Raw genomic sequence first — 26202 nt, 5'->3', positions numbered from 1 at the left:
TCAATCTAGCGAATCCCCTCAAAATTCCTTTTCTAAACAATGAGAAAGACGCGCACCGACCCTTTTGATCTAATGAATTTCGCCAAAAACCACATTCCACCAAAAGGGATGAACGATGCGCGATATTCAAATACTACAAGATACTTTACAAAATCAGTGTCCCACTATTCATAAAAAACGGCTTCACTCTCTGATACTTGCGACGCAATCCTCACTCGATGGGGCGGACCTTACGCTCACTAAACTTGGCCGCTCTCTGAACGTCATGACCACCGCTAAACATGCCATCAAGCGTATCGACCGTTTGCTTGGCAATACGCAATTGCATCGTGAAAAAGACGATATCTATAAATGGCATGCCAACCTTATTGCCCGCGCTAACCCTTGCCCGGTGATTTTGGTCGATTGGTCGGATGTTAGGGAGCAACTTCGCTATATGACATTGCGAGCCTCTATCGCTCTCGACGGTCGTGCCGTGACGCTGTACGAACAAGCCTTTGAATATGCGCAATATAACTCGCCCAAAACACATCAACACTTCGTTGATAAACTTCAAGAAATCCTTCCTCTTGGCACTACACCTATCATCGTTTCTGATGCTGGCTTTCGAAACACCTGGTTCCGACAGGTTCAGAATAACGGTTGGTTCTGGCTGGGTCGTGTCCGTGGTGAGGTCGCTATCAAACTCGACCGTCAAGATTGGCAATGCAATAAAGCACTCTATCCCAATGCGAGCAACAAACCCGCCTATCTGGGCACTTGCCAACTGGCACGCCGCTCTCCACTTGCTTGTCATGCTCATCTTGTAAAACAGACCCCGAAAGGACGTAAAGTGCAACGTCATGCCCGTACCAGCAAGAAGCATACGGCGTCTCGTCTCTTTGCCAAAAGCGCCAACGAGCCTTGGTTACTCGTCACTAACATCCCGGATAATACGCTCAACGCGGTTCAGATAACTCGCTTATATGAAAAGAGAATGCAGATTGAAGAAGCCTTCCGCGACTTGAAAGTCCCGCATATGGACTGGCTCTGAGACACAACCGAACGCGTTGTATTAAGCGCCTCAACATCTTGCTATTGATTGCGCTGTTGGCAGAGATACTCATGTGGTGGAACGGCCTCATTGCGACAAAAGCCAAATGGCAATACGACTTTCAAGCAAATACTATTAAGCATCGGCGTGTTCTTTCCATTCCTCGTCTGGGCCGCGAGGTGAGAAATCACCGGCGATATCGCATCAGTGAGCAGCAATATCAATGGGCTATGTTCGAATATCAAAGACTTGTACATACGGCAGGGCTGGGCGAATTATGAGGGGATCCTTCAGCGCCTCACTAAGAGGAAAATAGTTGTTGGTTAAAATAAGCGATGAAGAAACAAAACCAACTACTATTTGTCCTTTTAAGTGACTTGTTATGTTTGGGAGATTTTTACTATAATTTAAAGAAAATATGTCATACCAAATATGCTTTTTTGAGGTGCATCTATTTCCCTTTCAAGTGTTCTATTATCTCTATTTTGTCATCTTCGGTTAAATTTTTAGAACCGTTAAAAAGCGCATTTTTAACAGCAAATGAAATAGTTTTATCTAGTAAACCCTTGAACTCTTCAGAATCTTTAAATTGTGATTCTGAATTCCATGATTTTGTCCTTACATTTCTATTTCTGTGAGAAATTAGTCCAGCTTGTGTTTTTCCAACAAAGTTATAAAAGTGATCAATGTGACATTCTTCCACATATAAGTTATTACCTTTAGAATGATTGTATTTAATCTCGATAAAATAACATAACTCACCATCAAACTTATTAAATATTTCATCCCTCCATTTAACTGTGGTTGATAAATCTTGATTTGGATTAGTTATTTTTTTGCCAGTACTAAAAGCCACAGTGTTCCCAGCTTTAATATCAATAAATATTGGTAGTAAATATTGTTGATCAATAACATCTGGAACTTCGTTTTTGTTATCCGATTGGTCTTTGAATTCGTCCTTAGAAAGCAGACCATTATTAACAAGAAAATTTATTATCGGCTGCTCAACTTGCTTACCGAACTCTTTGTAATGCCAATGAAAATTTTGGTTCTCTTGAATAAATTTGTTAAGGTGGTCGGTTAGGTCTCCCATTACTCTTTGACGTTTTACAAGGTAATCACAAGGAATATTGTTATTTTTCGCCATTCATTTTTCTCTTTATAAGTACAAAATAAAGCATAATTTTTTTATAAATTTTCGGGATACTCCGAAACATAACAGTGTATTAGATGACAAAATGTCGGAATTAAACACGACACTTTGTCTCATAATAACAATGCATTATACCTTAATCGCTCGTTACCGCATGATTTTAATGATTTTTTTAATCACCCAAGATATCGATGTGTGAAAAAGCTCCAAAATGTCATATTTCATCACCATGCATTGGATCTCTGCGATGCTGTGGTTATCAACAGTAAAATCTCGGTTCAGATTAGAAAGAACAAGGCCAATGGGGGGGAGCTATTATCCGAGCAGAGAAAGAGCCAAGTTCACAATGAGGCATAAGCAATTTGGCGTGGTCGCGCTAAACCGATTTGAGGCAACAGTGAACGCTGAAGAGATCGTTAGATACAAAAAAGCCCCAGTCTTTCGACTGAGGCTTCGTTGTATTGGCGGAGCGGACGGGACTCGAACCCGCGACCCCCGGCGTGACAGGCCGGTATTCTAACCAACTGAACTACCGCTCCAATTCTGTATGAAATCCGGTTTTGCAACCCAACTTCTAGAATGTGGCGGAGAGATAGGGATTTGAACCCTAGGTGGGCTATAAACCCACGCCGGTTTTCAAGACCGGTGCTTTAAACCACTCAGCCATCTCTCCGTTGTTGCCGCGAATATTACTGCCCAATTGGAAGTGTGTAAACCCCTTTTCTACTCCAAACAAATCAAACGCTCAAAAAGCCATCAAACCGCGGTTTTTTCGCGTGATACGTGTCAAAAACATAACATCGTTGAACACTTTATTGAGAATTTTCACCTTTCTGAAATATGTTTCATCGCCTCCCCTCCCTCCGCTACAATATTGGCCTCGCCCATGATCCAAGAGCATTCTGATGCAACGCTACGTTATTGCCCTTTTACTTTCCCTTTTTACCCTTTCGACGTCATTTGCCGAAGAAACGACAGAAAGCAGTGCTGATAGCCGTGCAGTAAGCATTAAAGGCGCTGCTTGCCTTGTGTCTGATCACCAAGGGCGAGTGCTTGTTACGCGAGATATGCTCAACAACCGTATCTCCATTCCCGGTGGATACGTCGACAGCGATAACCCCGCCGATGCCGCCATTCGGGAAACATTGGAAGAAACGGGGATTCCCGTCGTTGCTGTGGGCGAGTTAACACGAATGGGCAGCGCGATCTTGTTTGATTGCCAAGCGACATCACCCATCCCTGTGGCAAACACCCCATCAGACAAGGCATCGGTCGCCGCATGGAGTGCCGAACATTTTGGTCGCGAAGTTCGCGCTGTGTATATGATGAAACCCAATCAGGAGATGCTTGATAACGCTCGATTCCCTGAGCAAGTCTCGCTGTTTCCGACTTTGCTCGAATCCGCCACACCAAGCCCGATAGAATCGTTTGACGATTTTAGCGCCCTCGCCTCACCGTTTACTGTGTGGAATGCAGATTTCAACCGAGGCTTCCAACAGGCGGTTATCGCGCTGCCAGCTCCACTCGCCACTGTGCTGATGAGTCTCTTGGACTATTCGTCGGCATTGGGCAGCGGCGTGCTGTTCTTTTTGCTGATCCCATTTGCGATGGCCACCGGCGGGATAAAGCGCGCTGCTGAGGTTTTGTTTGTCACGGTGGTTGCGACTGTCATTGTCACGTTCGGTAAGCTCTACTTCGGCGTTCCGCGTCCTTTCTATGTTTTCCCTGAGTTACAACTCAGCGGTGCATCAGGTTTTGCCTTTCCGAGCGGTCACACGGCCACTGCCTTTGTAGTTTGGGGATTGGTCTATTCATGGCTTAAACAATCAGGGCGCAACGCCTCGCTTGCAATTTGGCTGGTTCCCGCCACGCTTGTTGCGCTTAGTCGGGTTTATCTTGGCGTGCACTATGTCACTGATGTTATCGCAGGGGCGGTTGTGGGTGTGCTAATGGTGTTGGCCACGCAAGCTCTGTCACCTCGCATGCTGTCCCGTCGACTATGGTTGGGCTTAGGTGTGCTTGTCGCGCCTTTCGCGATGACTCAAATACAACCGCTCTTTCTTTACTGCATGGTCTTTTCATTGGCTTTCTCGGCAGTGTTATATTTTTCACGCGCGTCGAATGAACGTCTTACCGCACCTTTGGGAACGAAAGGGTTTGCCGTTAGCCTCGCGGGCACCGCTGCCATTGCAGCGACACTGTTTGTGGTGTCTCAGGTCTCTCGGTCTAGCATTGAAATCTTGGTGGCCAACACTGTTGGTATGGTGATACTTGCCATTTGGCTAGGCTGGGGAACGCTGAAGTGGGCTTCAAACGCTAAGTAATGGATGACTCCCATTAGCGCTAAATGCGCCGAAGCCTCAGATAGCAGACAAAAAAAGAGCGCCTTTCGGCGCTCTTTTCTCAACATGCATTCGAACTAGTCTTTAGCGGCGTCAGCCAACTCTTTCTCTGCATCGTGGTCAATCTCAACGTCCAAGATTGCACCCGCGTTTGGATCATTGAACACAGACTCGTCAAGCTTGCCTTCACTTTTCGCGACGATACAGCTCACGGTCGCATCACCGGTTACGTTAACCGCGGTACGAACCATATCAAGCAAACGGTCCACACCCAAGATCAAGCCAATGCCTTCTAGTGGAAGACCAACTTGCGCGAATACCATCGACAGCATGATCAAGCCAACACCAGGCACACCCGCAGTACCGATAGACGCCAATACCGCCATCACGATAACGGTCAGGTAGCCACCAATGCCTAGGTCAACGCCATAAATGTTCGCAATGAACACAGTCGCAACACCTTGCATGATTGCCGTACCATCCATGTTAATGGTGGCACCGAAAGGTACAGTGAATGAACCCACAGAGTTTTTCACGCCTAGGCGCTCGGTCACTGTGCGAAGTGTCACTGGGATCGTTGCATTCGAGCTTGCAGTACTGAATGCGAACACTTGCATGCTGCGTACTTTTTTCATGAAGGTCGCGATGTTCAAGCCGGTAAAGACTTTTAGGAACGTTGGCAACACAACAAAGAGGTGAAGAAGAAGCACACCGATCAACACCACAACGTAACCAATCAGTTCAGCAAACAGTGCCAAACCTAGGCTCGCCATGGCTTTTGCGATCAAACAAAAAACTGCATAAGGTGCGATTTCCATGATGACGGTAACCATCTTCATCATCACTTCGTTTAGCACTTCGACCAGCTCAACCACTTTCTTCGCTGGCTTACCCACCATCAAAATACACACACCCATCAAGATGGCGAAGAAGATGATTTGCAGCATTTCACCTTCAGATAGCGCACTGACTGGGTTATTTGGAATGATATCAATCAAGACCTGAGATAGCGGCGGCGCGTCTTTTCCTGTGAAAGCCACATCCGCAACCATGTTCATGCCAGCACCGATACCACTTAATGAAGACACGGTAATTGCAATGGCAATCGCAATCGCTGTCGTCATTAGATACAGGATGAAGGACTTACTACCCACACGCCCGAGCATTTTGATGTCGCCAATCCCACATACCCCACAAATGAGTGAGAAGAGTACGAGCGGAACTACCATCATTTTTAACGCGTTCACAAACATTTTGCCCACAACGTGGAACAAGCCGTTTGTGATGTATGTATCGACGAATCCACCTGCTGGATTTAAGCCGAGAATATTGATTGCCAACCCAAGGATAATACCGGCCACTAAGCCGATAACAACCTTGGCAGTCAGGCTCATCTTGCCATCACCGTTCGTTGTTGTGTTTACCATATTGCCTCCATGACTAGGTCTATTTTCCAGTCATGAAAACCCTTTCTTTTCGTCTTGTCTCATGGCGATCAGTGCAAGCTGATGAGCCGATCTTTGAATAATTAGTCACTATGGAGTGATATTCCATTCACAACATAATATAGAAGTGAGATCCGCTTAAAATTTAACCAAATGGAGAGACAAATGTCGGGGGTTTCCATAACGGGCCATAGATATATCCTGAAACGGAGAGCGGCACTGTCTCAATGGTGAGTCGATAACAACATTTGTTAATGTAACGTTAAATTCATATCCTGACGCGGCATAGCCCGAGCCAAAGTGTCTCTATTTTGACGTTACACTCGCTGCATGAAGCGAGCACTGTCACTGAATCGAGATGATGGGAGCATCTTGCGTTACAATAGCGGCATGAACCAAAAACGCGTTGTGACCATGAGCCAATGTCCTGAGTGCGGAGACGTACTGACTTGTACCGCTGAATCTGGAAGTTGCTGGTGTATGCAGTTTCCGAATGTACTGCCAGCCAGCGATAAGCCCGATCTGTCCTGCCTTTGCCAAACCTGCTTAGCGAAGAAAGTGAACGCCCAACTCGGCGAGATCTATCAAACCTACACCACCAACGAGCTTATTCGTCTGGCTAAGCCGTATGCGAAGAACCCACAGCTGATAGAGGGATTGGACTATACGATGGAAAATGGCTTTATGGTGTTTTCGGCGTGGTATCACCTAAAACGTGGCACCTGCTGTGGGAACGGCTGTCGTCATTGTCCGTTTGGTAAATTGCCAGATTCTTCCGTTCACCATGAAGATCCTTTTAACAACGTGGGCTAAGTCACTGACGAACGCGCGTTCTTCAACGACAATTCGCGCCCTCCGCATCACTGACAAAAGATAACGTCGAATCGATAACATGAAGATAGTTGCCGTCACCGCCTGTCCAACAGGCATTGCTCACACGTACATGGCTGCTGCCGAGTTGAAAAAGGCTGCACAGCAATCGGGCATTCACATCAATGTGGAAACGCAAGGTGCCATGGGTATCGAGAACCCGCTCAGCATTCAAGAAATTGCCCGTGCCGATGTGGTGCTGATCGCCTCAGATATTGAGATTGAAGATCGTGCTCGTTTTTCTGGCAGTAAAATCCACTGCGTCACGATTGAAGAAGTGCTGACTGACCCGCTTTCCGTATTGGCTCGCTGCAAAGGGTTATGATCACACGACGGATCACCTTCTTTATTGGCAAAGAAGGATTACCAGCATGGAGGCTGAACCGTTTAAAGACGTTGGCGGGACATTTCCGCTCGGTCACTGTGTTTGTGAATCTGTCACAACGTAAATCTGCCAACGCCGAACAGCCGATGCATGTTCTCAGTCTCAGCGTCCTTCCGAACGATCTCTGTCAGCTTCAAATTGAAGGCAATGACGCCGAACTGGCTTCCATGGTGTTAACCGATTTCATTGATGAAAATGCGATATTGATTTCAGGCGGGAAGTCGTCAACCCCTATCGTCCCATCTGAACACGAAACCTTACCTTTTTCCTGCACCATCCACAGAGTCGCTAATACAGAACATGATAAACATGGGCTGTTGGCACAGTTTGCTTTGCTGGTCGCGATAGATGAACACAAACAAAGGGCGAAGGAGCATGACGAGGGCTTGTTTGATGCGCTATATAAGCGAGAAACGGTCTCTTCGACTGGCATGGGAAACGGCATTGCGCTCCCTCACGTGATAACCAATGGTGTCACCAAGGCACACTTGATGATTGCCACAACACGATCACCTCTCGATTGGGCGTCTCAACGCGGCGCAGTGCGCTGTGTGATTGGGTTAATGCTACCTACACCCCCTGTGCGCGAACAATTGGTGGCGTTTTCTGGTTTTTCTCAACAGCTGATTGAAGCCGATTTTTGCCGCTACCTCACGGAAAACAAGCAAACCGATGTGCTTGAGCTCATCATTCTCAACGCGCTTAACGTGCCGTTTCACTCAGTCTCCTAAGTAAACGATTTGTTCTCGCCTCGATATTCCGAGGGCGTCATGCCTGTTTTCGATTTAAAGACGCGATAAAAGTAATTCACATCTTGGAAGCCACAGCGTGTTGCGACTTCATTCAAACGAAAATCGTAGCGTTTCAACATGAACTTGGCGCGATCAATCCTCACCCACGTAATGTAGTCTGCCATTCGCATGTGGCCTTGTTGGCGGAACAAACGCGAAAGGTGGTTGGGCGTCATGGTAAAGCGCTGAGCGATAGATTCCCGTGTAATTTGGCGGTGGAAGTTCTCTTGAATATAAATGCAAATACCTTGGTAGAGATCTTCCACGCGGTTGCGTGTGCCAGCCACTGGCGACGCTAACATTTGTTGGCAATAGCTCAACAGCGCATGCAGCAAATGTTCATCCATTGGCTTTCTTACCGGCTCGGTCGCCAAGGTGTTCAGGGCGCTGAGAATATGGTCGAGGGCATGTCCGGTTCGCGTTTGAATACTGAATTTCTGCACATCATAGAAGCCGGGCTGATTCTTGGCTTTACTCACCAAGCTAAACCCCAGCTGTCGCTTTCCAAATAGCAAACTCAGTACCGAGCAATCGGTGTCCCAATTTGGCTGATTCCAGCTGTTGGGTGGCACATACAGTGCGTCGCCCGCCAGCAACTTCACTTCACTGATGGTTTTATCTGGGTTTTCGAGTTGGTTGGGGTATTCCCCACTGATCACCAATTCTAAACGCGGAAAATTCACCTGATAGCTGAACGGAGGCGGTGTGACTTGGTCGCTGGCGAACCAGATTCGGTTGAAGTTCTCACGCTCTGTCAGCAAATTCTCCAATAACAGCTGAAAAACCTGACTCATCGATTGCCCCATAAATCCGCATTAGAATACCCAAACGACCTGAAGATGCAGGATTCAAGTCGCTTGGGTATTTTAACGAGGCGATTATGCGACCACCCTGCACGCACTGCTAACCATTCTCTGAGATATCACTCAATAGCGTGAACCAGCTCAACAAAACAGTCCTCCAACACATCAAATCTCTGTTACTTATTTCTAGCGACAATTATTTCCAATCGTCCATTCCGTTTATAGTCCATCGATAAGAATTAGCATAACTACATGTAATATATTTGAATTTACAAAAAATTCACGTAATCCATCAAACGTATTACAGTGAGAGTATGATCACATCAGGAATCCAGTGTTACAAAAATCCAGCAAAAGCCTTTTCTCTGCTCTATCTGATTTGGGGCAATACCTCGAAAATAGTCACATCGGCTTACGCCATCAATAAGAACTATTCATTTAGGGGTGACTTCATGATTACAAAGCTAATCAATGAAAATCTGATTTGCCTGAACCTGAGTGCAACAACCAAAGAAGCGGTATTTATCGAGATGATCGAACTGCTTCACGCTCAAGGTCGAGTCAACGACAAACAGCAATTTCTGGCAGATATTCATGCGCGTGAAGAGCTAGGTAATACTGGCTTTGAGGATGGCGTTGCCCTTCCTCACGCGAAAAGTGCTGCGGTCATTGAGCCTGCTGTTGCTATCGGCATCAGCCGTCAAGGTATCGAGTACGGTGCTGAAGACGGTCAACCTTCTAAACTCTTTTTCATGATTGCTTCGCCTGATGGCGGCGCTAACCACCATATTGAAGTGTTGGCTGAGCTATCTTCCAAGTTGATTGAAGACGGTTTCATCGACCAATTCATGAATGCGGAAAACTCTGCGCAAGCATTGGCTTTGCTACTAGAGAAAAAAGCGCAAGAAGACTCACCTGAAGCGAACAAAGGTTTGTTGATTGGTGTAACGGGCTGCCCTGCGGGTGTCGCTCATACCTATCTGGCCGCAGAAGCGCTTGAAAAAGGTGCAGCTGCGCTTGGCTACGAAATGAAAGTCGAAACTAACGGCTCGATTGGCGTAAAAAACAGCCCAACCGCCGAAGAAATTGCGCGTGCGGAAGCCATTATTGTCAGCTGTGATAAGCAAGTCGACATGGCGCGCTTTGCTGGCAAACGTTTGATTAAAACTGGCGTTAAAGCCCCAATCAAAGATGCGAAAGGCTTGATCAATCAAGCAGTGCAAGCACCAGAATATGTTGCCTCTGCGGACGACAACGCGACCAATTCAGGCGAAAGCAAAGCGTCACAAGCGCGCTCTGATTTGTATCGCTACCTGATGAATGGCGTGTCTCACATGATCCCATTCGTTGTGACGGGCGGTCTGTTAATCGCATTGGCATTGGCCATTGGTGGTCAACCGACGGAAGCTGGCATGGCGATTCCACCAGATAGCCTGTGGAACAAAGTGCTGGATGTGGGCGTGGTCGCGTTCACCCTGATGATCCCTATTCTGTCTGGTTACATTGCTTACGCCATTGCTGATCGTCCGGGTCTTGCTCCTGGCTTGATTGGCGGCTGGATTGCGAACAATGGCTCGTTCTACGGCGCAGAAGCAGGCACGGGCTTTATCGGTGCTATCGTTGCTGGTCTTTTGGTCGGTTACTTTGTGAAGTGGATTGCGACACGCGACTACCACAAGTTCATTCAGCCTCTTGTTCCAATCATGATCGCACCTATCGCGGGTAGCTTGTTCATTGCGAGTTTGTTCATCTTCGTTATCGGCGCGCCTATTGCGGGTCTGATGGAAGGTTTGAACGCAATGCTAACCAACATGAGCTCAGGCAACGTTATCCTTCTTGGTATCGTGCTGGGTGGCATGGCAGGTTTTGACATGGGTGGTCCATTCAACAAAGTGGCATTCCTGTTCTCGGTTGGCATGATTGCAAGTGGTCAAACACAATTCATGGGTGCGATGGCTTGTGCAATCCCTGTGGCTCCGCTTGGTATGGCACTGGCCACTGTGATTGGTCGCAAATTCAACATCTTTGAAGATTCAGAAATTGAAGCGGGTAAAGCATCAGGCGCTATGGGTCTGGTAGGTATCTCTGAAGGTGCGATTCCATTCGCAGCGCAAGATCCAATGTCAGTGATTCCAGCGAACGTTATCGGCTCAATGGTTGCAGCGGTTATGGCCTTCTCATTCGGTATCACTAACAGCGTGGCACACGGTGGTCCAGTGGTTGCGCTTCTTGGTGCGATGAACAAACCTGTGCTTGCTCTGGCTTGTATGGCGGCAGGTGCGATTGTTACCGCTCTGGTTGCAGTATCACTGAAGAAAATGCGCCAAGCGAAGGCACAACAAGACGTGGCGACAGCTAACGCAGCGTAATCAACACACTCTATGCTCCCTAATGTTTAGGGAGCATTCTTTGCGTTGAAGCACCCATCCCCTGTTTATCTTCTGGTAGAATTTCGCCCAGTTAAATGACGAGCCTAAGAATAAAAATGACTGCATACTTTTATCCTCTAAACAATGTGATTCAAGATTACGCTTGGGGCAGCTACTCCTCCCTAAATACTTTGTTTGGCATGGCAAACCCAGAGAACAAGCCACAAGCTGAAATCTGGATGGGCGCTCATCCAAACGGTTGCTCAACCATTCTTGTTGATGGTCAAGAAACCCTGCTTTCTGACTTCATCAACAAAGACATGGCTGCTGTGATTGGCGCGAAAACCGCAGAAACTTTTGGTGAGTTGCCTTACTTGTTCAAAGTGTTATGTGCAGAAAAAGCCCTATCCGTTCAAGTTCACCCAAGCAAAGCGCAAGCAGAAGCCGGCTTTGCTAAAGAAGAAGCAGCAGGTATTCCCCTAACGGCGAGCGTGCGCAATTACAAAGACCCGAACCATAAACCTGAATTGGTTTACGCCCTGACCTCATACACGGCGATGAATGGCTTCCGCGATTACGCAGAAATTCTGGCCTTCTTCCACCAGCTCAACATTGATGTGCTTTCCGAGTTGATTGCCAATCTTGATGCCAACCAAAACGAGCAAGGGCTAAGTGCATTCTTTGAAGCCTTACTGTCATTAGAAGGCGAACAGAAAGAACAGGCAGTGAACGAACTACTGGCGTTCGCGGCGGATAATCAAACTGACGAACTGTTTGCGCTATTGCTGACATTGTCTGAGCAATACCCTGGCGACATCGGCCTATTCTCGCCGTTGATCCTGAATACGTTAACGCTTCAGCCAGGCGAAGCGATGTTCTTGGATGCCTGTACCCCTCACGCTTACATCAAAGGCACTGGCCTTGAAATCATGGCAAATTCAGACAACGTATTGCGCGCAGGCTTAACGCCAAAGCATATGGATGTTGAAGAGCTCGTCGCTTGCACACGCTGTGTGCCAATGCCAAAAGACACCATTCTTCTTTCTCCAAGCTCGGATGCTAGTGGCAAAGGCAATGTGAAGCTCTACCCTATCCCGGTGCCTGATTTTAACTTCGGTGTTTACCAGCAAACCGAGAACGAGCGTCTGCATACCACCAGCGCAGAAATTCTCATGGCCATTGATGCACCAATGACGGTGTCTCACGCCAACGGTGAAACTGTCACTTTGCAGAAAGGTGAATCTGTGTTTGTACCGGCGTTTGTTGGCGAATACTCAGTGACTTGCAGCGGTTCATTTGCACGCGCATTTAATTAATCATTGAGCCATGGGTTTTCCCATGTCTCTAACCACCTAAATACCGCAGGTCTGTGCCCCCCTCACAGGCTTGCAACCTAACACCTTAAGTCTAAAGAAGCTCCGGCAAGCGTCGGGCTTCTTTGTTTTCTTCTCCTGTTACCACAGGTAACACCATGATTGTCTGCCCTCTCACCACGCCTTAATCGTTTGTTTTAATTACCTTACATTCCAAATTCGCGCCATTTATAACTCAACAGATTGCCTATATTTCAATGCTATATGTCTTGTTTTATTTAACACCGCTATTCCCTCTATTGAGAAAGTGTTGCGTAGAGTAAATACGCTACCATGTTTCACTCTTTAACTATGTTTAATGTATGAGTTTGCTCCTACCATTGCCCAGAGTTCTGGCGTCACTTTTCCGTAATCTGAAATTTGGCTGTCAAAACAAACGGCGTACTCGAGGGAGTATTTGATCAAACAAGAAAGCGCTTTCAGGTTTATTCGAATATTGAGTACTCAGTCGAAAGACAACAGAAGACCCTCGGAGGGGCATCATGCTCAAAGGAAAAATCATCGTGTTAGGAGTGACCTCGTTGGCCATTTTGTCTGGCTGCTTTTACGAATCAAAAGTACCTTACTTCCCAGACTGGCCACAGATAAACAGTGCGATTCCGAAAGACCCTGAAATCGAGCAACGTGTGTCGGACATTCTGGTGCAAATGACGCTGGAAGAGAAAGTCGGGCAAATGATCCAGCCTGATCTGCGCAGCGTGACACCGGAAGAAGCCAAAGAATACAAACTCGGTTCCATCCTCAATGGCGGCGGCGGTTGGCCTGATGGCAACAAATACGCCACCGCCCAAGACTGGGCGGATGAAGCCGACAAATACTACTTAGCATTAGAAGAAGGCTACGCCGACCGCGGTTTTCGTATTCCATTCATGTGGGCGACCGATGCTGTTCACGGGCACAACAATGTGTTCCGCGCGACCGTCTTCCCCCACAATATCGGACTCGGTGCGGCTAACAATCCAGCGTTGATCAAGAAAATCGGCCAAGCCACCGCAGAAGAAGTCGCTGCCACTGGCCTCGATTGGACATTCGCCCCCACCGTTGCCGCCCCACGTGATTATCGCTGGGGACGTGTTTACGAGGGCTACTCTGAAGACCCTGAAATCATCTATCAATACGCATCGCAAATGGTTGAAGGCTTACAAGGTGGCGTGAGTGGGCTGAAGAGTGAAAATCATGTCATCTCCAATGTGAAGCATTGGCTTGGTGACGGCGGCACCACTAAAGGGGCTGACCGTGGTTCAAATGAATACACCGAAGAGTATTTGCGCAACATTCACGCCACGGGCTATTTTTCTGGCTTGGACGCGGGCGCACAAGTGGTCATGACCTCGTTCAATTCCTGGGACAACGACGCCAACTATGACGTCATGGGAACTGACAACTACAACAAGAAACTTCACGGCAGCAAATACATCGTCAACGATGTGTTGAAAGACAAAATGGGCTTTGATGGGCTGGTCGTGACTGACTGGAACGGCCACAGTGAAATCAATGGCTGTACCGCCGGTAATTGCCCTCAGGCAGTTCTAGCAGGCAACGACATCTTCATGGTCACCGCCCGCAAAGATTGGCAAGCTTTCTATCGCAATGTGATTGACCAAGTGAACGACGGCACCATTCCTATGTCTCGCATTGATGACGCTGTCACCCGTATTTTGCGCGTGAAAATGCGGGCAAATCTATGGGAAAAACCACAGCCTTCGCTTCGTCGCCTTGCAGGTAAGCAAGAGATCTTGGGCTCTGACGCACACCGCAAATTGGCGCGGACTGCGGTGAGCGAATCCCTTGTACTGCTGAAAAACAAAGATAAAGTGCTGCCTCTTTCAAACAATCAATCTTACTTAGTGCTTGGTAGCGCGGCGCACAATATTCAGAAACAAACCGGCGGTTGGTCGCTCACCTGGCAAGGCACTGAGAACACCCTAGAGAATGATTTCCCGGGTGCAACCACCATGCTGATGGCCATGCAAGACCAAGTGGGTGAAGACAATGTTTATACCGATGCCGACGCCGCGCCCGATGACGCCATTGCGGTCGTTGTGATTGGTGAAGACCCTTACGCCGAAATGTTTGGTGATATCAACGCAACCAAAACCCTTGAATACGCCACGTTGAAATCAGCTTATGGTGCAGATCTTCGGTTGATCAAATCACTCAAAGAGCGCGGTATGAAAGTCGTCACCGTGTTCTATTCCGGTCGCCCTTTGTATGTGAACGACGAGATCAACCACTCTGATGCCTTTATCGCCGCATGGCTGCCCGGCACAGAAGCTGGCGGTATCACGGATGTGTTGTTCCGCGAAAATCGTCAAGATTTTCGTGGTCGCCTCTCGTTCTCTTGGCCTAATACCAAGTGCGCAACCACCATCAATCGCAAAGCGCCAAACCTGATGGATTATGAAACGCCAGAGATGGAACAAGATATTGAAGGCGATCATGCCCCGCTCTTTGCTTATGGCTATGGCCTGTCTTACAGCAAGAAAAAGAGCAGCAAGGTCACCACTGATCTCGATAATATTCCTCTCGACCCACGTGAGTATGGCTGTGGCTTAGATGCGCCAGATAACGGTATCGCAACCAACAACCTTGAGATCTTCGGTCGCTCTGCATCGGACGAATTCGTGCCGCGTATTGCTGGCTCGTCAAACGGTTGGGCGGGTGTCACTGTGTCAAACGGTACGCCGACAAGCATTGGTTCAATCACTACGACACCTATCGATCACCTGCATCAACAAGATGCGATCAACGTGAAGTTTACCGGTGAAGCGCCTGCACAAGTGTACATGCAGACACCTGATGAGCAGACGGTTGATAAACAAAGCTACCTCAACGCGGATGCCACACTGCAATTCGACATCGACATGAAATCTCAAGCGCCAGATAGCATGGTGCTCGCGCTTCACTGTCAATGGCCATGCTTGGGACAAGTGCCTGTCCACAAAGTGCTGCCTGCACCAACCGGTGCTGACGAAACGCAATGGACCACCATTAAGATCCCGCTTGAATGTTTCGCGGATGAAGGCATGGCCTTTTCTATCCTCAATACGCCATTCCTGATTTACGCAGACCAAGAGGTGGAATTTAACCTTGGTGAAGTTCGTTTCGTGCCAAAAAGCATTGACCCTGCTGACGATGCCATCAGTTGTGACGATCTGAAAGCGCCGACATTGCCGCCGCTAGAAGGCGACACGGTTGATGTCTGGGAAGCGTGGGAACCCAACCTCGTGACATGGCAGGCACGAACTGACACGTGGGAAGGTCTTGAAGATCATGTCATGGTATCAGGCAACGATCCGTCGGATACGACCCACGAGTTCACTGTCAGCTATGACCCTAACAGCCCTGAGTTCTTCAAAGGATTAGTGCTGGTGCAAGGGGAAAACCACAACTTGGTCAATTTCACTTCTGGGCAACTGACGTTCGACATCTATGTCGAAAGCTATGGCACACCAGCGAACTCTGGCGAAACCCAAAGTGACAGTATTGTGGTAAAAATGGAGTCCACGGCAGGCTCGGGTAACGATTATCCTTTGGGGTATTTGGCCACCGGAGAATGGCATCAAATTTCCGTGCCAGTTTCAGAGCTAAACACAGGCGCTTTGGACATCACCAAGGTGAACAAGCCCTTTGCGACGTTAGCTGAATGGGATGCATCTCAAGCAGGCGTTATCTATCGCGTGAGAAACATTACGCTCGAACAGTAGATTTCATAGTTAGTAGGCGTATTTGACGCTTAGCGATAGCATTTAGCACTAAGCAAAAAAAACACCTCAGCCTGACGCACGTGAGATAGGCTGAGGTGAAACTCCATCGATAGAAGTAATCGGTAAACGAGCCTCCCTCTCTGGGAGGCTCGTTTTTGTTTCAAATGCGAGTAAATCCTTGGCTTACAACGCTGGCAGCAACGGGCTGATATCAATCGAATCCGATTCAGAACGCGTATCAATGTTGTAGCTCTTCAATGCATCCCAAGCATTAGCACGGATGACAACGGCATTAACCGAATCAGGCGCGTATTCTTCATTGAAGAACGCCAATGCCTCATTCACCTTGCTCAAACGAACATAGCTGACATTTTGTGGGCTGCGATTTGTCCCCATTAAGTATGTTTCTAGAGATTCGCCGTCTTTCTCGTAAATCACATAGAATTGATACTGGTAATAAACGGGGACGTTTTCACCTGCCGATGGAAGGCTGAATTTCAACCAGCTTCCGTCTACTTTTTCGGTGCTAACATTGGCGCGTTTAACATCAGGGAATCCTGAATCGGTGCCGCTATAGAAATCATAGGTGTGGTAGGTTTGCCCATCCGTACCGAACACTGAATAAACATATAGACCTTGCTCAATGGATGTCTGCGTTTGATAGAAGGCATCGAGGTAGTTAATCAGCTCACCGAAATAGTCTTCAAGCTGCAATGAATTCCACAGGTTGAAGTCACCATCATTGATGTCATATTGGTCACCTAATGCCATGATTTCATTATAATCAACGTCATGTGTCACCACGTTGTCGAAACTGGAATTCACTTCATTGAAATACTGAATATCAACGCCATCAACAATCGGATCTAGCGGGCTAGCCGTGTGGTCTTCGACCATCTTTTCTGCACTAAATTGATAGATAAAGCTCGTGGTGGTTTCACTTCCTCGCTCTCTATTTCTTACATAGGTTCGCGTGAAATCAATACTGGCTTTGGCATTGCTTTGCGAAACAGGGACTTCATACAATTCTTTCAAGAACGTTCTCGCATAACCCTCTATATCGTCTGAAACCTCAACCAGTAGCGTCGAATCTGGGCGAAGAGTCAGTTGGTCATCTTCCTCTGCAATACGGTTACGCCCTTTCCTAAATGAAGATTGGTAATAGATGTTGCCATCACTGTCTTTGAGAGAAGCGCGAATGTTAAGGCTGTCAGACGGAATGGGGTAGCTAATGAAGTTGTCTATGTAGGGGTTGTTAACGGCTTCAACACCGCTACCCATAAACCAATCGATATTGACGTTTGGCGTAGCGCCGGGTGGAAAGAAATAATTCGACCCGATGATGGTGCCAGATTCGTCATCATTGTCACTGGCAATGGCTATCTCATACGCCCCCGTTTCCAGAAAACCTTCTTCGAAGGACAAACGGAAACGAATAATATTGGTGGTGCTTTCAATAATATCGGCGTCAGTAAGTTGGTGAGAGAAGTTTGGCCCAGTCACCACCAGATCATATTGCTCAAGCAATGTCGGTGAGAACGCAAACAGGGCTTCAAGTCTTTCTTCTACCGTACCATCCAGTTTGATGTAAACATATGCGTCACCATCAAGAATGGTTGGCCCACTACGAGCATTGACGTAGAAATCGTAAATATCGTCAATTTCGTCACTGTACGAGGAAATGTCACCTTGCCATTGTTCTTGGTAAGACAAAGCAATTGCATCAGCGTCAAAATCATCACTATTCATATCAACAATCTCTGTGAGCGTGTCAACGTCACTTAACAAGAGCCCTGTGATAGCCACCATCTCTTTTTCTGACGCAGAGCTATTGCTCTCCCCTCCGTGCAAAACGGTGAGACCCTGCCCTAACTGACGTGCAATCAACTGAGCAACACGATGAATCTGCTGGTAGTTTTCGTCATCAGCCTTGTCGATATAGTCATCAAACAGATCAACGTTGTCTGATAAGCCCATGAGTTGACGCATCGTCGCTGCCACGCCTTGAAGCGATGCATCAGATGTGCCGTCAGAATGAAGTGCCATGAGCGTGGTCATCGGGCTCACGAAGCGAAATTTCCCAGGTGGGGATACCAAGGTGTATGCATGCCTCACTGGCTCATTGGTATCTTTGTCGATGGTTTCAGTCGTAACGATGGCGATAAGCGGGTATTGGTTTGTTTCTGCTTCGGTTGCTTCCAACTCATAGCTGCCGTCAACCCCCGTCTGCGCGGTGGGTTCATCAGCATCACACAGCAAGTTGCCATTTTTATCGAAGCAAACTGTTGCTCCTTCTAGATACCCATCCGCTACTTTCCCTGTCGCGACATTGCTCTGAACCGGTGAAGATGGATTGCTAGGTAACTGGCCGCCTCCATCTGAGTCTGAACATGCAGTAAGAAATACAGCGAGAGCAGCACTAGCGATAATGTTGGGTTTAATCATCACCTTTCTCCTTCTTATGCGAATACCACTATTCACATTCCAAAGACTTCACTTTGGGAAAAAGAGAAAAGGTGCGCCTCCCCTATTTAGGGGATATGTCAGCATGTATTGAAACTGACACACGAAAACACGGGGAGGCCTTGCTCATAACGTCAGTCAAGCTCGCTGAATCCTGCATCTTCAGGTTGTTTGGGTATATCTCAACCGACTTGCCGTACCAAGATGTCATTTTCAATAATTTCACGAATTTTCAGCAGGATAAGAAAGTGACTCAAATGAGGTTCAACCTTGAGTTCAACATTCGGAAGCCGTTTCGCCAGTCGTTCAACAACCGTAAATGGCACATGTCTATCCTTTGCGCCGTGCCATAACGTCACGGGCGTATGAATTTCTTCAGGCGAAAAACTCAATTTCTTCATCAACAATTCCGTGTCTTTACAGGTTGCAAACAGACCTTGCTGCCACGCGTAGCCCAGTGAATCGCTATATATTTCAGCAAACCTTTTGTCACGAAAAATGGCGGCCTCCTCCAACACCACACTGTCTTCAATCAGCTCTAGAACCTTGCTTCGATCCTTTCGCATCGATTTAAACATCAAGCCAGCAACCAAACGATAAACGTTGGGGATATCTCGCGCTAAGGTCATGCTCATGCGCCACAGTGGATTCATGATTGCAAACTCTGACTTCTCGGTAGACGCCAATCCTGCACTCACACCGATCACTTTGGTGACTCGCTCAGGGTATTCTCGCGCAAACGCCATGCCATACAACGCACCCATCGAAAAGCCCAAGATATACACGCAAGGGATATCAAGGTGTTCGAGTAAGGCTTTGAGGTCTTGATTAAAGGCATTAAAACCCGGCTTTTTGTTAAGGCTGGATAAGCCATAACCGGGACGATCAGGGGCAATAATTCGACAGTTTAGGGCGGCGATGTCTTCAAACGACAACATGGTTTCAATTTCAGCACTCGCGCCCACCACGCTGTGTAAATAGAGAATAGGTACGCTGTTTGCTGCACCGATATCTCGATACGCCAACATACGATCATCGTTAACCCGGACACGAGAAATACCTTGATGCTCTATTTCTTCTTTAAGGTCAACGTACCGACGAACTTGGTCCAGCATTGATGTGGGGCTAGAAAAGAGAATCCGCACTAACTCAGCCTGTCGCTGTGTGCGCGTTTTTGCCATGAGCGATTTCAAGTGGCTTCGGCTGGTATGTTCTGAAATGAACATTTCGATGGAGATCTCTTTCACGCTAAAACCGCGCACCAAATAAGAGGCCACTTCTAGCTCTTTGGCCGTTAAGCCATACAACTGTGCGATAGAATCAGAAATCGTGATGGGTTGGGTTCGCGGGCTGGAAAGAAACAAGGCAATGTTATTGCAGCCTTCTGAATCATTCATGCCTTTCACCGCACTCACGAACACCATAATGCGCTCAAGTGAGAGTTCACTTTGGCCGAACATCAACGCCTTACTTGATACCTCCCCAGTCGCTGACGCAACATGCTTTATCGCGCTGTGTAATTTTGCGTTATCTCCGTCGCCATTTAACATCAGTCTGTTGTTTGCGATATCAAGAAGTGAATTATCACTAATCATTTGATTAGCCGATAAATTACTTTCAATAACATACCCATCTTGATCAACAATCATTACCGATATAGGTAAATGATCAAGCAATGCACCGATGACATCGCGATATTCTTCTTCTGCATTTAATTTCTGTGCGATCCCTAAGGCGCTTTGAAAATAACGTAAGAGAATAAGGTCTAGTTCAGGCTGACTGTAGTCAGTCATTTCCAAATCACTAGGGATAGACAGGTTAGAGACATTGGTGAGCGCATTGCCTAGCGGAACATCATCACTTTGATAATTGCCAATGTTGGCATAATTATTCTCTGACGTAAGTGACAGTTCCTTTTCCGCTGCTTTTTCAACGAGCTCTGCAACTGCTCTTATGAGTACGGGCCACTTATCTGGGTCTGCGGCGGCATCATAAATTTGAATCACGAGATCGTGAAATTCCTTATTTGCTATAAACATACAACAACCTACATAGCCAACGTTTTATTATAATATGAAGCCAAGCACACACTTCTTTATCCTAATTTAGCGTAAAGGCTTACAGGTTCTGTCACATTTAAAATACTCCCTATTATTTTAGAATATGATTGAATATTCATATTCTAAGCAAAGATATTCGGACATCGAGTTTTGAGACGATGAACGCTGAGAAATCAACAACATTGATGTAGCATTTCGCCTAATGCTGTACGGTATTTTGTGTACAAACATGCATTCTAAGAAACCACATATTCAGGCAAAGACGCCGAGACAATGAAAAAGGACAGACATGCCATTTGATACCATGACATTTTGCTATCCATGGCGTTCCTATCAGCGTCGCGTATTAGACGCCGTTCACGAACACTTGAGTGACCAACTTTTACATATCGTTGCGGCACCTGAAGCGCGGAAAACCACGCTCGGCCTTGAAGTCTTTCGTATCCTAAAAAAGCCAACCTTGGTGCATGAAAGCCTTCTCGTCGAATTTCAGTGATGAAGTCAAACGCCAAGACCGCTGAAATTGACCACAACCAGTCAATCAAACCGGCGGTTCATTGTGTTCGTTACCGGCTTCAGCAACATTGTTGCCATAACTTGTCATGGCTTGTCATAGCTTCGTCTACTATTTGAGAAATCATCAGTTTACCTCTGGTGATAGAGTAAAAACTCTGTGCAGACGTTCTCCCTATCGCCAAGATGGTTCAACGTGGCTATGACTCGAATACAAAAGGAATGAAGCATGAATCCAAAGCTGAGAAACGCAACGAACTTGTATATGGAAGGTATTCGTGACGGCAATGCTCGCCAAGCGGTGACGCAATATACGGGTGAGCGTTACACCCAACACAGTACGGGGGTGAAAAACGGGGTTGAAGGGTTCGTGGCGTTTTTCGAACCATTTCTCGAGCGATGCCCTGTCAGGGACATTCGCGTATTTCGTTCCGTGGTCGATGGACAATATGTGTTTGTTCAAGTGTTCCAAGACATCAATAACGGTGACGCGAAGTGGGTAACAACGGATCTCTTCGATACCGACGATAACGACAAAATCATTGAGCATTGGGATGTCATTGCAGCGTTTGAAGGCAATGAATCTGACGATAATCATCAATTGAGTGGCCCTATTGGCATCGAAGATGAAGACAAAACCGAAGCCAACAAAACGGTAATTCGCGACTTGATGTGTGACGTGATGGTACTGGGGCAAACTGATAACGTGGCCTTGTACGTTAATACCCAAGCGTTGGTAAACCACAACCCGTCTGACTCGGCTCCACTTCTCGAATGTATCGGTTGCTACGATCTCGTATTCAAAATCATCGGACAAGGAAACTTGGTGGTTGCTTATAGCCGTGTCGTCAAAGACGGCGAAGAAAATGCCCGATTCGATCTATTTAGGCTGAAAGACGGCAAAGTGGTCGAGGTGTGGGGAAATGAAGAAAAGATCCCACCAAAGCATGAATGGACCAATGGCGGAAAATTCTAAAGGCCAAAGGTAAACATACGCGTTTCCCCCGCGCCTTATCATAGCGATGAAGGCGCGTTTTCCCTCTCTCGTTAACGCCTCGGTGACGCTTCAATGAAGCCTAAATGGCGACTTATCCCATTAATTGTAAACGCCCTAACAGACTAAATTGAGACAAAAACCTCATAAAATACAATAACCCCTAAACTTACACGGCTGACCGCCGATACAGCATACGGTATGAATTTAAATGTCGGATTAGGGAAAAGAGATGCCTACAAAATTATCAGTACGCCAAAAGCTATACTTAGGATTTGGAGGCATCATGGCGCTTATGGTTGCCATGGTGGTGTTGGTTTGGTTTGAAGTCACAGGCCTAAAAAGTGAAGTGACAAAACTACGAACCGATGACGTGCCAGAAGTGCTTTCCTATCTTGTTTTGATTGATGAAGCCGGGGACGTCTATCGCGACAGTATTGGCGTTGTCACTGGTGTTGAAGGTTCAGCAGCCTCACTGAAAGAGAACAATAACGAGTTTCAGGCTGTAATTTCCCGCGCCATGCAACAAGAAGAACGAGGCAGTTCTGATTATCAAACCCTTGAGCGTGCTAGCCAAAAAATGCGAGATTTCCAAAGCGCATTTGACCGCGATGTTGCCTCCCAATTGTCACTCAATGAAAACAATCAAGCTCTGATCACCACACTTCATGCCCTCTACATTGAACACCTTCAGCCTATTGAGAATATGCTGGACCAAAGTTCTGTGATTGAAAACGCGCAAATGGAAGCCTCTTTTAACACTTTGATGGCGGATTTCGACGATATCAAAAAGATGAATGTGATCATCTCTCTCGTCGCCATCATGCTGTCTTGTCTCATTGCGTATTGGCTGTCTTCATCGATCACCAATCGCTTGACGGTGCTAGATGAAACGGCACAGAGAATTGCGAGAGGCGAACTGGTCAGCGAAGGCATTGAAGATAATACGGGCGACGAACTTTCCAGCCTCGCGGTATCTATCAATTCCATGCAACAGTCATTGATTGACTTAATCGGCGCCATTTCAAGCGTCACCAAAGACGTTCATCAATCCACGGTTGAACTGTCCGCCTTGGGCAATAACGTGGTATCCGGCGCATCGAGCCAGTCCGACAAAGCGGCCATGATTGCAACAGCCGCAGAAGAACTCAGCCTGACGATTTCAGAAGTTGCTCACCAAGGTACTTCGACATTCGATGAAGCCAAGAAATCCGAGATGCATGCGGTTGAAGGCCGTCAGGTTATCGGCGAAATGGTCAATAGCATTCAGCACGTATCAATTCAGATGCAAGATATGTCTGGCACCATGCAACAGTTAGGCGAACACAGCGAAGAAATTGGCAATGTGATCAAAGTGATCAGTGGCATCGCTGAGCAAACCAACCTACTGGCACTTAACGCCGCCATTGAAGCCGCGCGCGCAGGTGAATTTGGCCGAGGCTTTGCCGTGGTTGCAGATGAAGTAAGAGCACTGGCAGAAAGAACGACCAAAGCGACACAAGAAGTCGCGAACATTGTCCAATCTATTCAAACTGGCACCCAAGACGCCGTATCTCGCACTCAGGAAAACTATAAATTGGTCGAGTTGGGAGTGTCTCAAAGTGACGGTGCCGTCAAAGCGCTGGAAGATATCGTGTCGGGTGCTGCCATGGTACAAAGCATGATCAGTTCCATCGCGACTGCCGCTGAAGAGCAAACTGCCGTGACAAAAGAAATTGCATCCGATATTACTGCGATTAGCGATATCTCTAACCAGTCTCTTTCTCAAGCACAGCAAAGCGCCTCAAACATTTTGGTGTTGGAAGGCAAAGTGGAAGAGTTGAATCAGTTAATAAGCCGATTCAAAATTGCCTAAAGCTTAAGAGCCTTAAACACAACACTGGCTGTCTGACCATAGCATCATCCATTGTGCCATGTTGCGCCTGTTAGTCTGTTTACGCCTGCCCTTGGGTAGGCGTATTTATTTCCCTTCAAGTTCCAAAAAAAACATTCTGAACAGCATTTCAACCCCAAAAAAGACAATCTAGGGCAGCCCTAGACTTGCCAAAAACACGTCTCCCTACTGTGATCTATTCTTCCCTATTTCGTCAAAAAACCTCATCTCAATACATGCCATTTTGTTATCCATTGACTTAGTTAAACACGACGCTTACAAGCGCACAACTTGACCAATTAGGTAGATATATCCAACAAAAATTGTCATCTTTTTTCACGATTGAGATTGTTAAAACCTGATTAATTTCAACAACATGATTCTTATCTTAGAAACACGACTACTTGTTTTTTTCCTGTCATAGTCAGATCGCACGTCGAGCATATTTCACTAGACAGCTCTCAAAGGAGAACGATATGACAACAATCGTAGGAACGTCATGCGACGACACAATTATTAGTAACCATCACGTAGCCTGGATTTACGGAAATGATGGCAACGATTACATCCAAGCATACGGAAACGAATGCTTGATTGATGGGGGAAACGGCGACGATAAGATCATCGGCAGTCATAAAGGCGACCATATCAAAGGCGGTTATGGCAACGATTGGATTGACGCAGGCTACGGGGACGACAAACTTGAAGGTGGCGATGGTTGCGACACCCTCTATGGTGGATGGGGTTGTGATGTCATTTACGGCGGACATGATAACGACCACCTCGATGGCGGAAAAAACAATGACACGCTAAGAGGAGGAGAAGGCAATGATTACCTGTTAGGGGGATCCGGAGATGATCACCTATGGGGAGACCAAGGGAATGACAAGCTCTATGGCGGTAAAGGCAACGATTACGTCGATGGCGGCGATGGCAATGATTTGCTGCATGGCGGCGATGGCGATGACCGAATGATCGGCTGGCACGGTGACGATAAAATCTATGGCGGCAACGGCAACGATCACATTGACGGGCATTGGGGCGACGACCTCATTGTTGGTGGCGACGGTAATGACAAAATGTGGGCTGGCGACGGCAACGATTACATGACCGGCGGCAAAGGCAATGACCACGTTGATGGCGGTAGCGGGAATGATGTCTTATACGGCAATGAAGGTGCCGACAAACTCATTGGATATCATGGTGCCGATAGACTCTACGGCGGCGATGGTAACGATGAACTTCATGGAGACGAAGGCTACGACCACCTCAGTGGTGGACATGGCGACGACAAACTTTGGGGTGGCTCCGGCAACGATGCGCTGTTAGGTGGTGAGGGGAATGACGAACTCAGAGGTGAATGGGGAGACGACAAACTCTTGGCCGGCAAGGGTAACGATAAAGTTTGGGGTGGCGACGGCAACGATTATCTCTTCGGCGATTTCGGCGACGATAAACTTGATGGCGGTTGTGGCGACGATGAACTCGTTGGCTGCATGGGCGATGATAAAATCGACGGCGGCTGGGGTAACGACTACATCGTTGGTGGCATAGGAAATGATACGCTACAAGGTAACTGGGGTAGCGACACCTTCTATTTCTGCCGAGGTGACGGCAATGACACCATCACGGATTTCGATGGCAAGCACGACACCATTCAAATCGACACCTCTTTGGCCTTAGGTATCTGTGATATCAGCATCATTCAGACGTCCCACACTGTGACGCTCAACTTTACAGATGGCTCAGCACTTGAGCTAGAAAACTTCTGCGGTCACTTTAAGGAAGAATACATCGACTTCGTTTCTGGCTGCGAAATCATTGGCTAAGACAACATAACGTTCTGACTCCAATGTCCCTGCCCGCCCTCTCTGGCGGGCAGTTAACGTCCTATTATCTGCATGTTCCCAACCTTGGAAACAGTCGTCCGTTCCGCCTTGTTCGAGTCCGACCCCAGCTCTATTCTGACCTCAGTTCTATTCAGCATCGGTTCTATTCAGCATCGGTTCTATTCAGGCATCAGTTCTA

Annotated in this window: 16 protein-coding genes, 2 tRNA genes and 1 pseudogene; 12 read left to right on the top strand and 7 right to left on the bottom strand. The window is 47.2% G+C overall.

The window, feature by feature from the left end:
• Nucleotides 1-115 precede the first annotated feature (115 nt).
• Nucleotides 116-1314 (top strand): annotated as a pseudogene (locus tag Q365_RS25595) (IS4 family transposase).
• Between the two features lie 170 nt (nucleotides 1315-1484).
• On the opposite strand, the gene Q365_RS0110050 reads toward Q365_RS25595, so the two are convergent.
• From Q365_RS0110050 to Q365_RS0110040, 3 genes are all read right to left on the bottom strand, one after another.
• The gene (locus Q365_RS0110050; protein WP_028023227.1) at nucleotides 1485-2180 is read right to left on the bottom strand and encodes a hypothetical protein; all 696 of its coding nucleotides are present in this window, start codon (nucleotides 2178-2180) and stop codon (nucleotides 1485-1487) included.
• Nucleotides 2181-2648: 468 nt separating this feature from the next.
• Nucleotides 2649-2725: transfer RNA gene (locus Q365_RS0110045), tRNA-Asp, on the bottom strand.
• Nucleotides 2726-2768: 43 nt separating this feature from the next.
• Nucleotides 2769-2859, bottom strand: a tRNA-Ser gene (locus Q365_RS0110040).
• A 232-nt stretch (nucleotides 2860-3091) separates the two neighbouring features.
• Between Q365_RS0110040 and Q365_RS0110035 the strand changes: the two genes are divergently transcribed.
• Nucleotides 3092-4510, top strand: coding sequence for a bifunctional NUDIX hydrolase/phosphatase PAP2 family protein (locus tag Q365_RS0110035; protein ID WP_035024772.1), 1419 nt, complete (start codon nucleotides 3092-3094; stop codon nucleotides 4508-4510).
• A 95-nt stretch (nucleotides 4511-4605) separates the two neighbouring features.
• On the opposite strand, the gene Q365_RS0110030 is transcribed toward Q365_RS0110035, so the two are convergent.
• The gene (locus Q365_RS0110030) at nucleotides 4606-5955 is read right to left on the bottom strand and encodes a dicarboxylate/amino acid:cation symporter (RefSeq protein WP_028023225.1); all 1350 of its coding nucleotides are present in this window, start codon (nucleotides 5953-5955) and stop codon (nucleotides 4606-4608) included.
• Between the two features lie 390 nt (nucleotides 5956-6345).
• Between Q365_RS0110030 and Q365_RS0110025 the strand changes: the two genes are divergently transcribed.
• The 3 genes from Q365_RS0110025 (at nucleotide 6346) to Q365_RS0110015 (ending at nucleotide 7959) form a co-directional block, all read left to right on the top strand.
• Nucleotides 6346-6786: a cysteine-rich CWC family protein gene (locus tag Q365_RS0110025; RefSeq protein WP_245621536.1), complete on the top strand. Its 441-nt coding sequence runs from the start codon at nucleotides 6346-6348 to the stop codon at nucleotides 6784-6786.
• 79 nt (nucleotides 6787-6865) lie between these two features.
• Nucleotides 6866-7168, top strand: a complete 303-nt coding sequence (locus Q365_RS0110020; RefSeq protein ID WP_028023223.1) for a PTS fructose transporter subunit IIB — start codon at nucleotides 6866-6868, stop codon at nucleotides 7166-7168.
• A complete protein-coding gene (locus Q365_RS0110015; protein ID WP_028023222.1) occupies nucleotides 7165-7959 on the top strand; it encodes a PTS sugar transporter subunit IIA in 795 nt (264 codons plus the stop codon). Before Q365_RS0110020 ends, Q365_RS0110015 begins: the two co-directional genes overlap by 4 nt.
• Here the strand turns inward: Q365_RS0110015 and Q365_RS0110010 are convergent.
• Nucleotides 7956-8813: a helix-turn-helix transcriptional regulator gene (locus Q365_RS0110010; RefSeq protein WP_028023221.1), complete on the bottom strand. Its 858-nt coding sequence runs from the start codon at nucleotides 8811-8813 to the stop codon at nucleotides 7956-7958. The two genes, Q365_RS0110015 and Q365_RS0110010, sit on opposite strands and share 4 nt — an antisense overlap.
• Nucleotides 8814-9274: 461 nt before the next feature.
• Here Q365_RS0110010 and Q365_RS0110005 point away from each other — a divergent pair, with 461 nt between their 5' ends.
• The 3 genes from Q365_RS0110005 to Q365_RS0109995 all read left to right on the top strand — a co-directional run bounded on the left by Q365_RS0110005 (nucleotide 9275) and on the right by Q365_RS0109995 (nucleotide 16271).
• Nucleotides 9275-11191, top strand: coding sequence for a PTS fructose transporter subunit IIABC (locus Q365_RS0110005; RefSeq protein ID WP_028023220.1), 1917 nt, complete (start codon nucleotides 9275-9277; stop codon nucleotides 11189-11191).
• Between the two features lie 116 nt (nucleotides 11192-11307).
• A complete protein-coding gene (gene manA, locus Q365_RS0110000; RefSeq protein ID WP_028023219.1) occupies nucleotides 11308-12507 on the top strand; it encodes a mannose-6-phosphate isomerase, class I in 1200 nt (399 codons plus the stop codon).
• 539 nt (nucleotides 12508-13046) lie between these two features.
• Nucleotides 13047-16271 (top strand): glycoside hydrolase family 3 protein, encoded by a 3225-nt coding sequence (locus tag Q365_RS0109995; protein WP_028023218.1) that lies wholly within the window; start codon nucleotides 13047-13049, stop codon nucleotides 16269-16271.
• Nucleotides 16272-16454: 183 nt separating this feature from the next.
• Here Q365_RS0109995 and Q365_RS26120 read toward each other — a convergent pair whose 3' ends face one another.
• A complete protein-coding gene (locus Q365_RS26120; RefSeq protein WP_028023217.1) occupies nucleotides 16455-18716 on the bottom strand; it encodes an FtsZ/tubulin family protein in 2262 nt (753 codons plus the stop codon).
• 200 nt (nucleotides 18717-18916) lie between these two features.
• Nucleotides 18917-20740, bottom strand: coding sequence for an alpha/beta fold hydrolase (locus Q365_RS0109985; protein WP_028023216.1), 1824 nt, complete (start codon nucleotides 20738-20740; stop codon nucleotides 18917-18919).
• Between the two features lie 343 nt (nucleotides 20741-21083).
• On the opposite strand from Q365_RS0109985, the gene Q365_RS0109980 reads away from it, so the two are divergent.
• From Q365_RS0109980 to Q365_RS0109965, 4 genes are all read left to right on the top strand, one after another.
• The gene (locus Q365_RS0109980) at nucleotides 21084-21290 is read left to right on the top strand and encodes a hypothetical protein (protein ID WP_028023215.1); all 207 of its coding nucleotides are present in this window, start codon (nucleotides 21084-21086) and stop codon (nucleotides 21288-21290) included.
• A 246-nt stretch (nucleotides 21291-21536) separates the two neighbouring features.
• Nucleotides 21537-22283 (top strand): nuclear transport factor 2 family protein, encoded by a 747-nt coding sequence (locus Q365_RS0109975; RefSeq protein ID WP_028023214.1) that lies wholly within the window; start codon nucleotides 21537-21539, stop codon nucleotides 22281-22283.
• Between the two features lie 250 nt (nucleotides 22284-22533).
• Complete coding sequence (locus tag Q365_RS0109970; RefSeq protein ID WP_028023213.1) at nucleotides 22534-24156, top strand: methyl-accepting chemotaxis protein; 1623 nt, start codon at nucleotides 22534-22536, stop codon at nucleotides 24154-24156.
• Between the two features lie 494 nt (nucleotides 24157-24650).
• Nucleotides 24651-26003, top strand: a complete 1353-nt coding sequence (locus Q365_RS0109965; protein ID WP_028023212.1) for an alkaline phosphatase — start codon at nucleotides 24651-24653, stop codon at nucleotides 26001-26003.
• Nucleotides 26004-26202: the final 199 nt, after the last annotated feature.

The sequence above is a fragment of the Enterovibrio calviensis DSM 14347 genome (genome assembly GCF_000621165.1).
In the GTDB taxonomy this organism is placed as follows: Bacteria; Pseudomonadota; Gammaproteobacteria; order Enterobacterales; family Vibrionaceae; genus Enterovibrio; species Enterovibrio calviensis.
The sequence above is the reverse complement of the archived record's forward strand: the minus strand, read 5'-3'. Positions and strand labels throughout refer to the sequence as shown.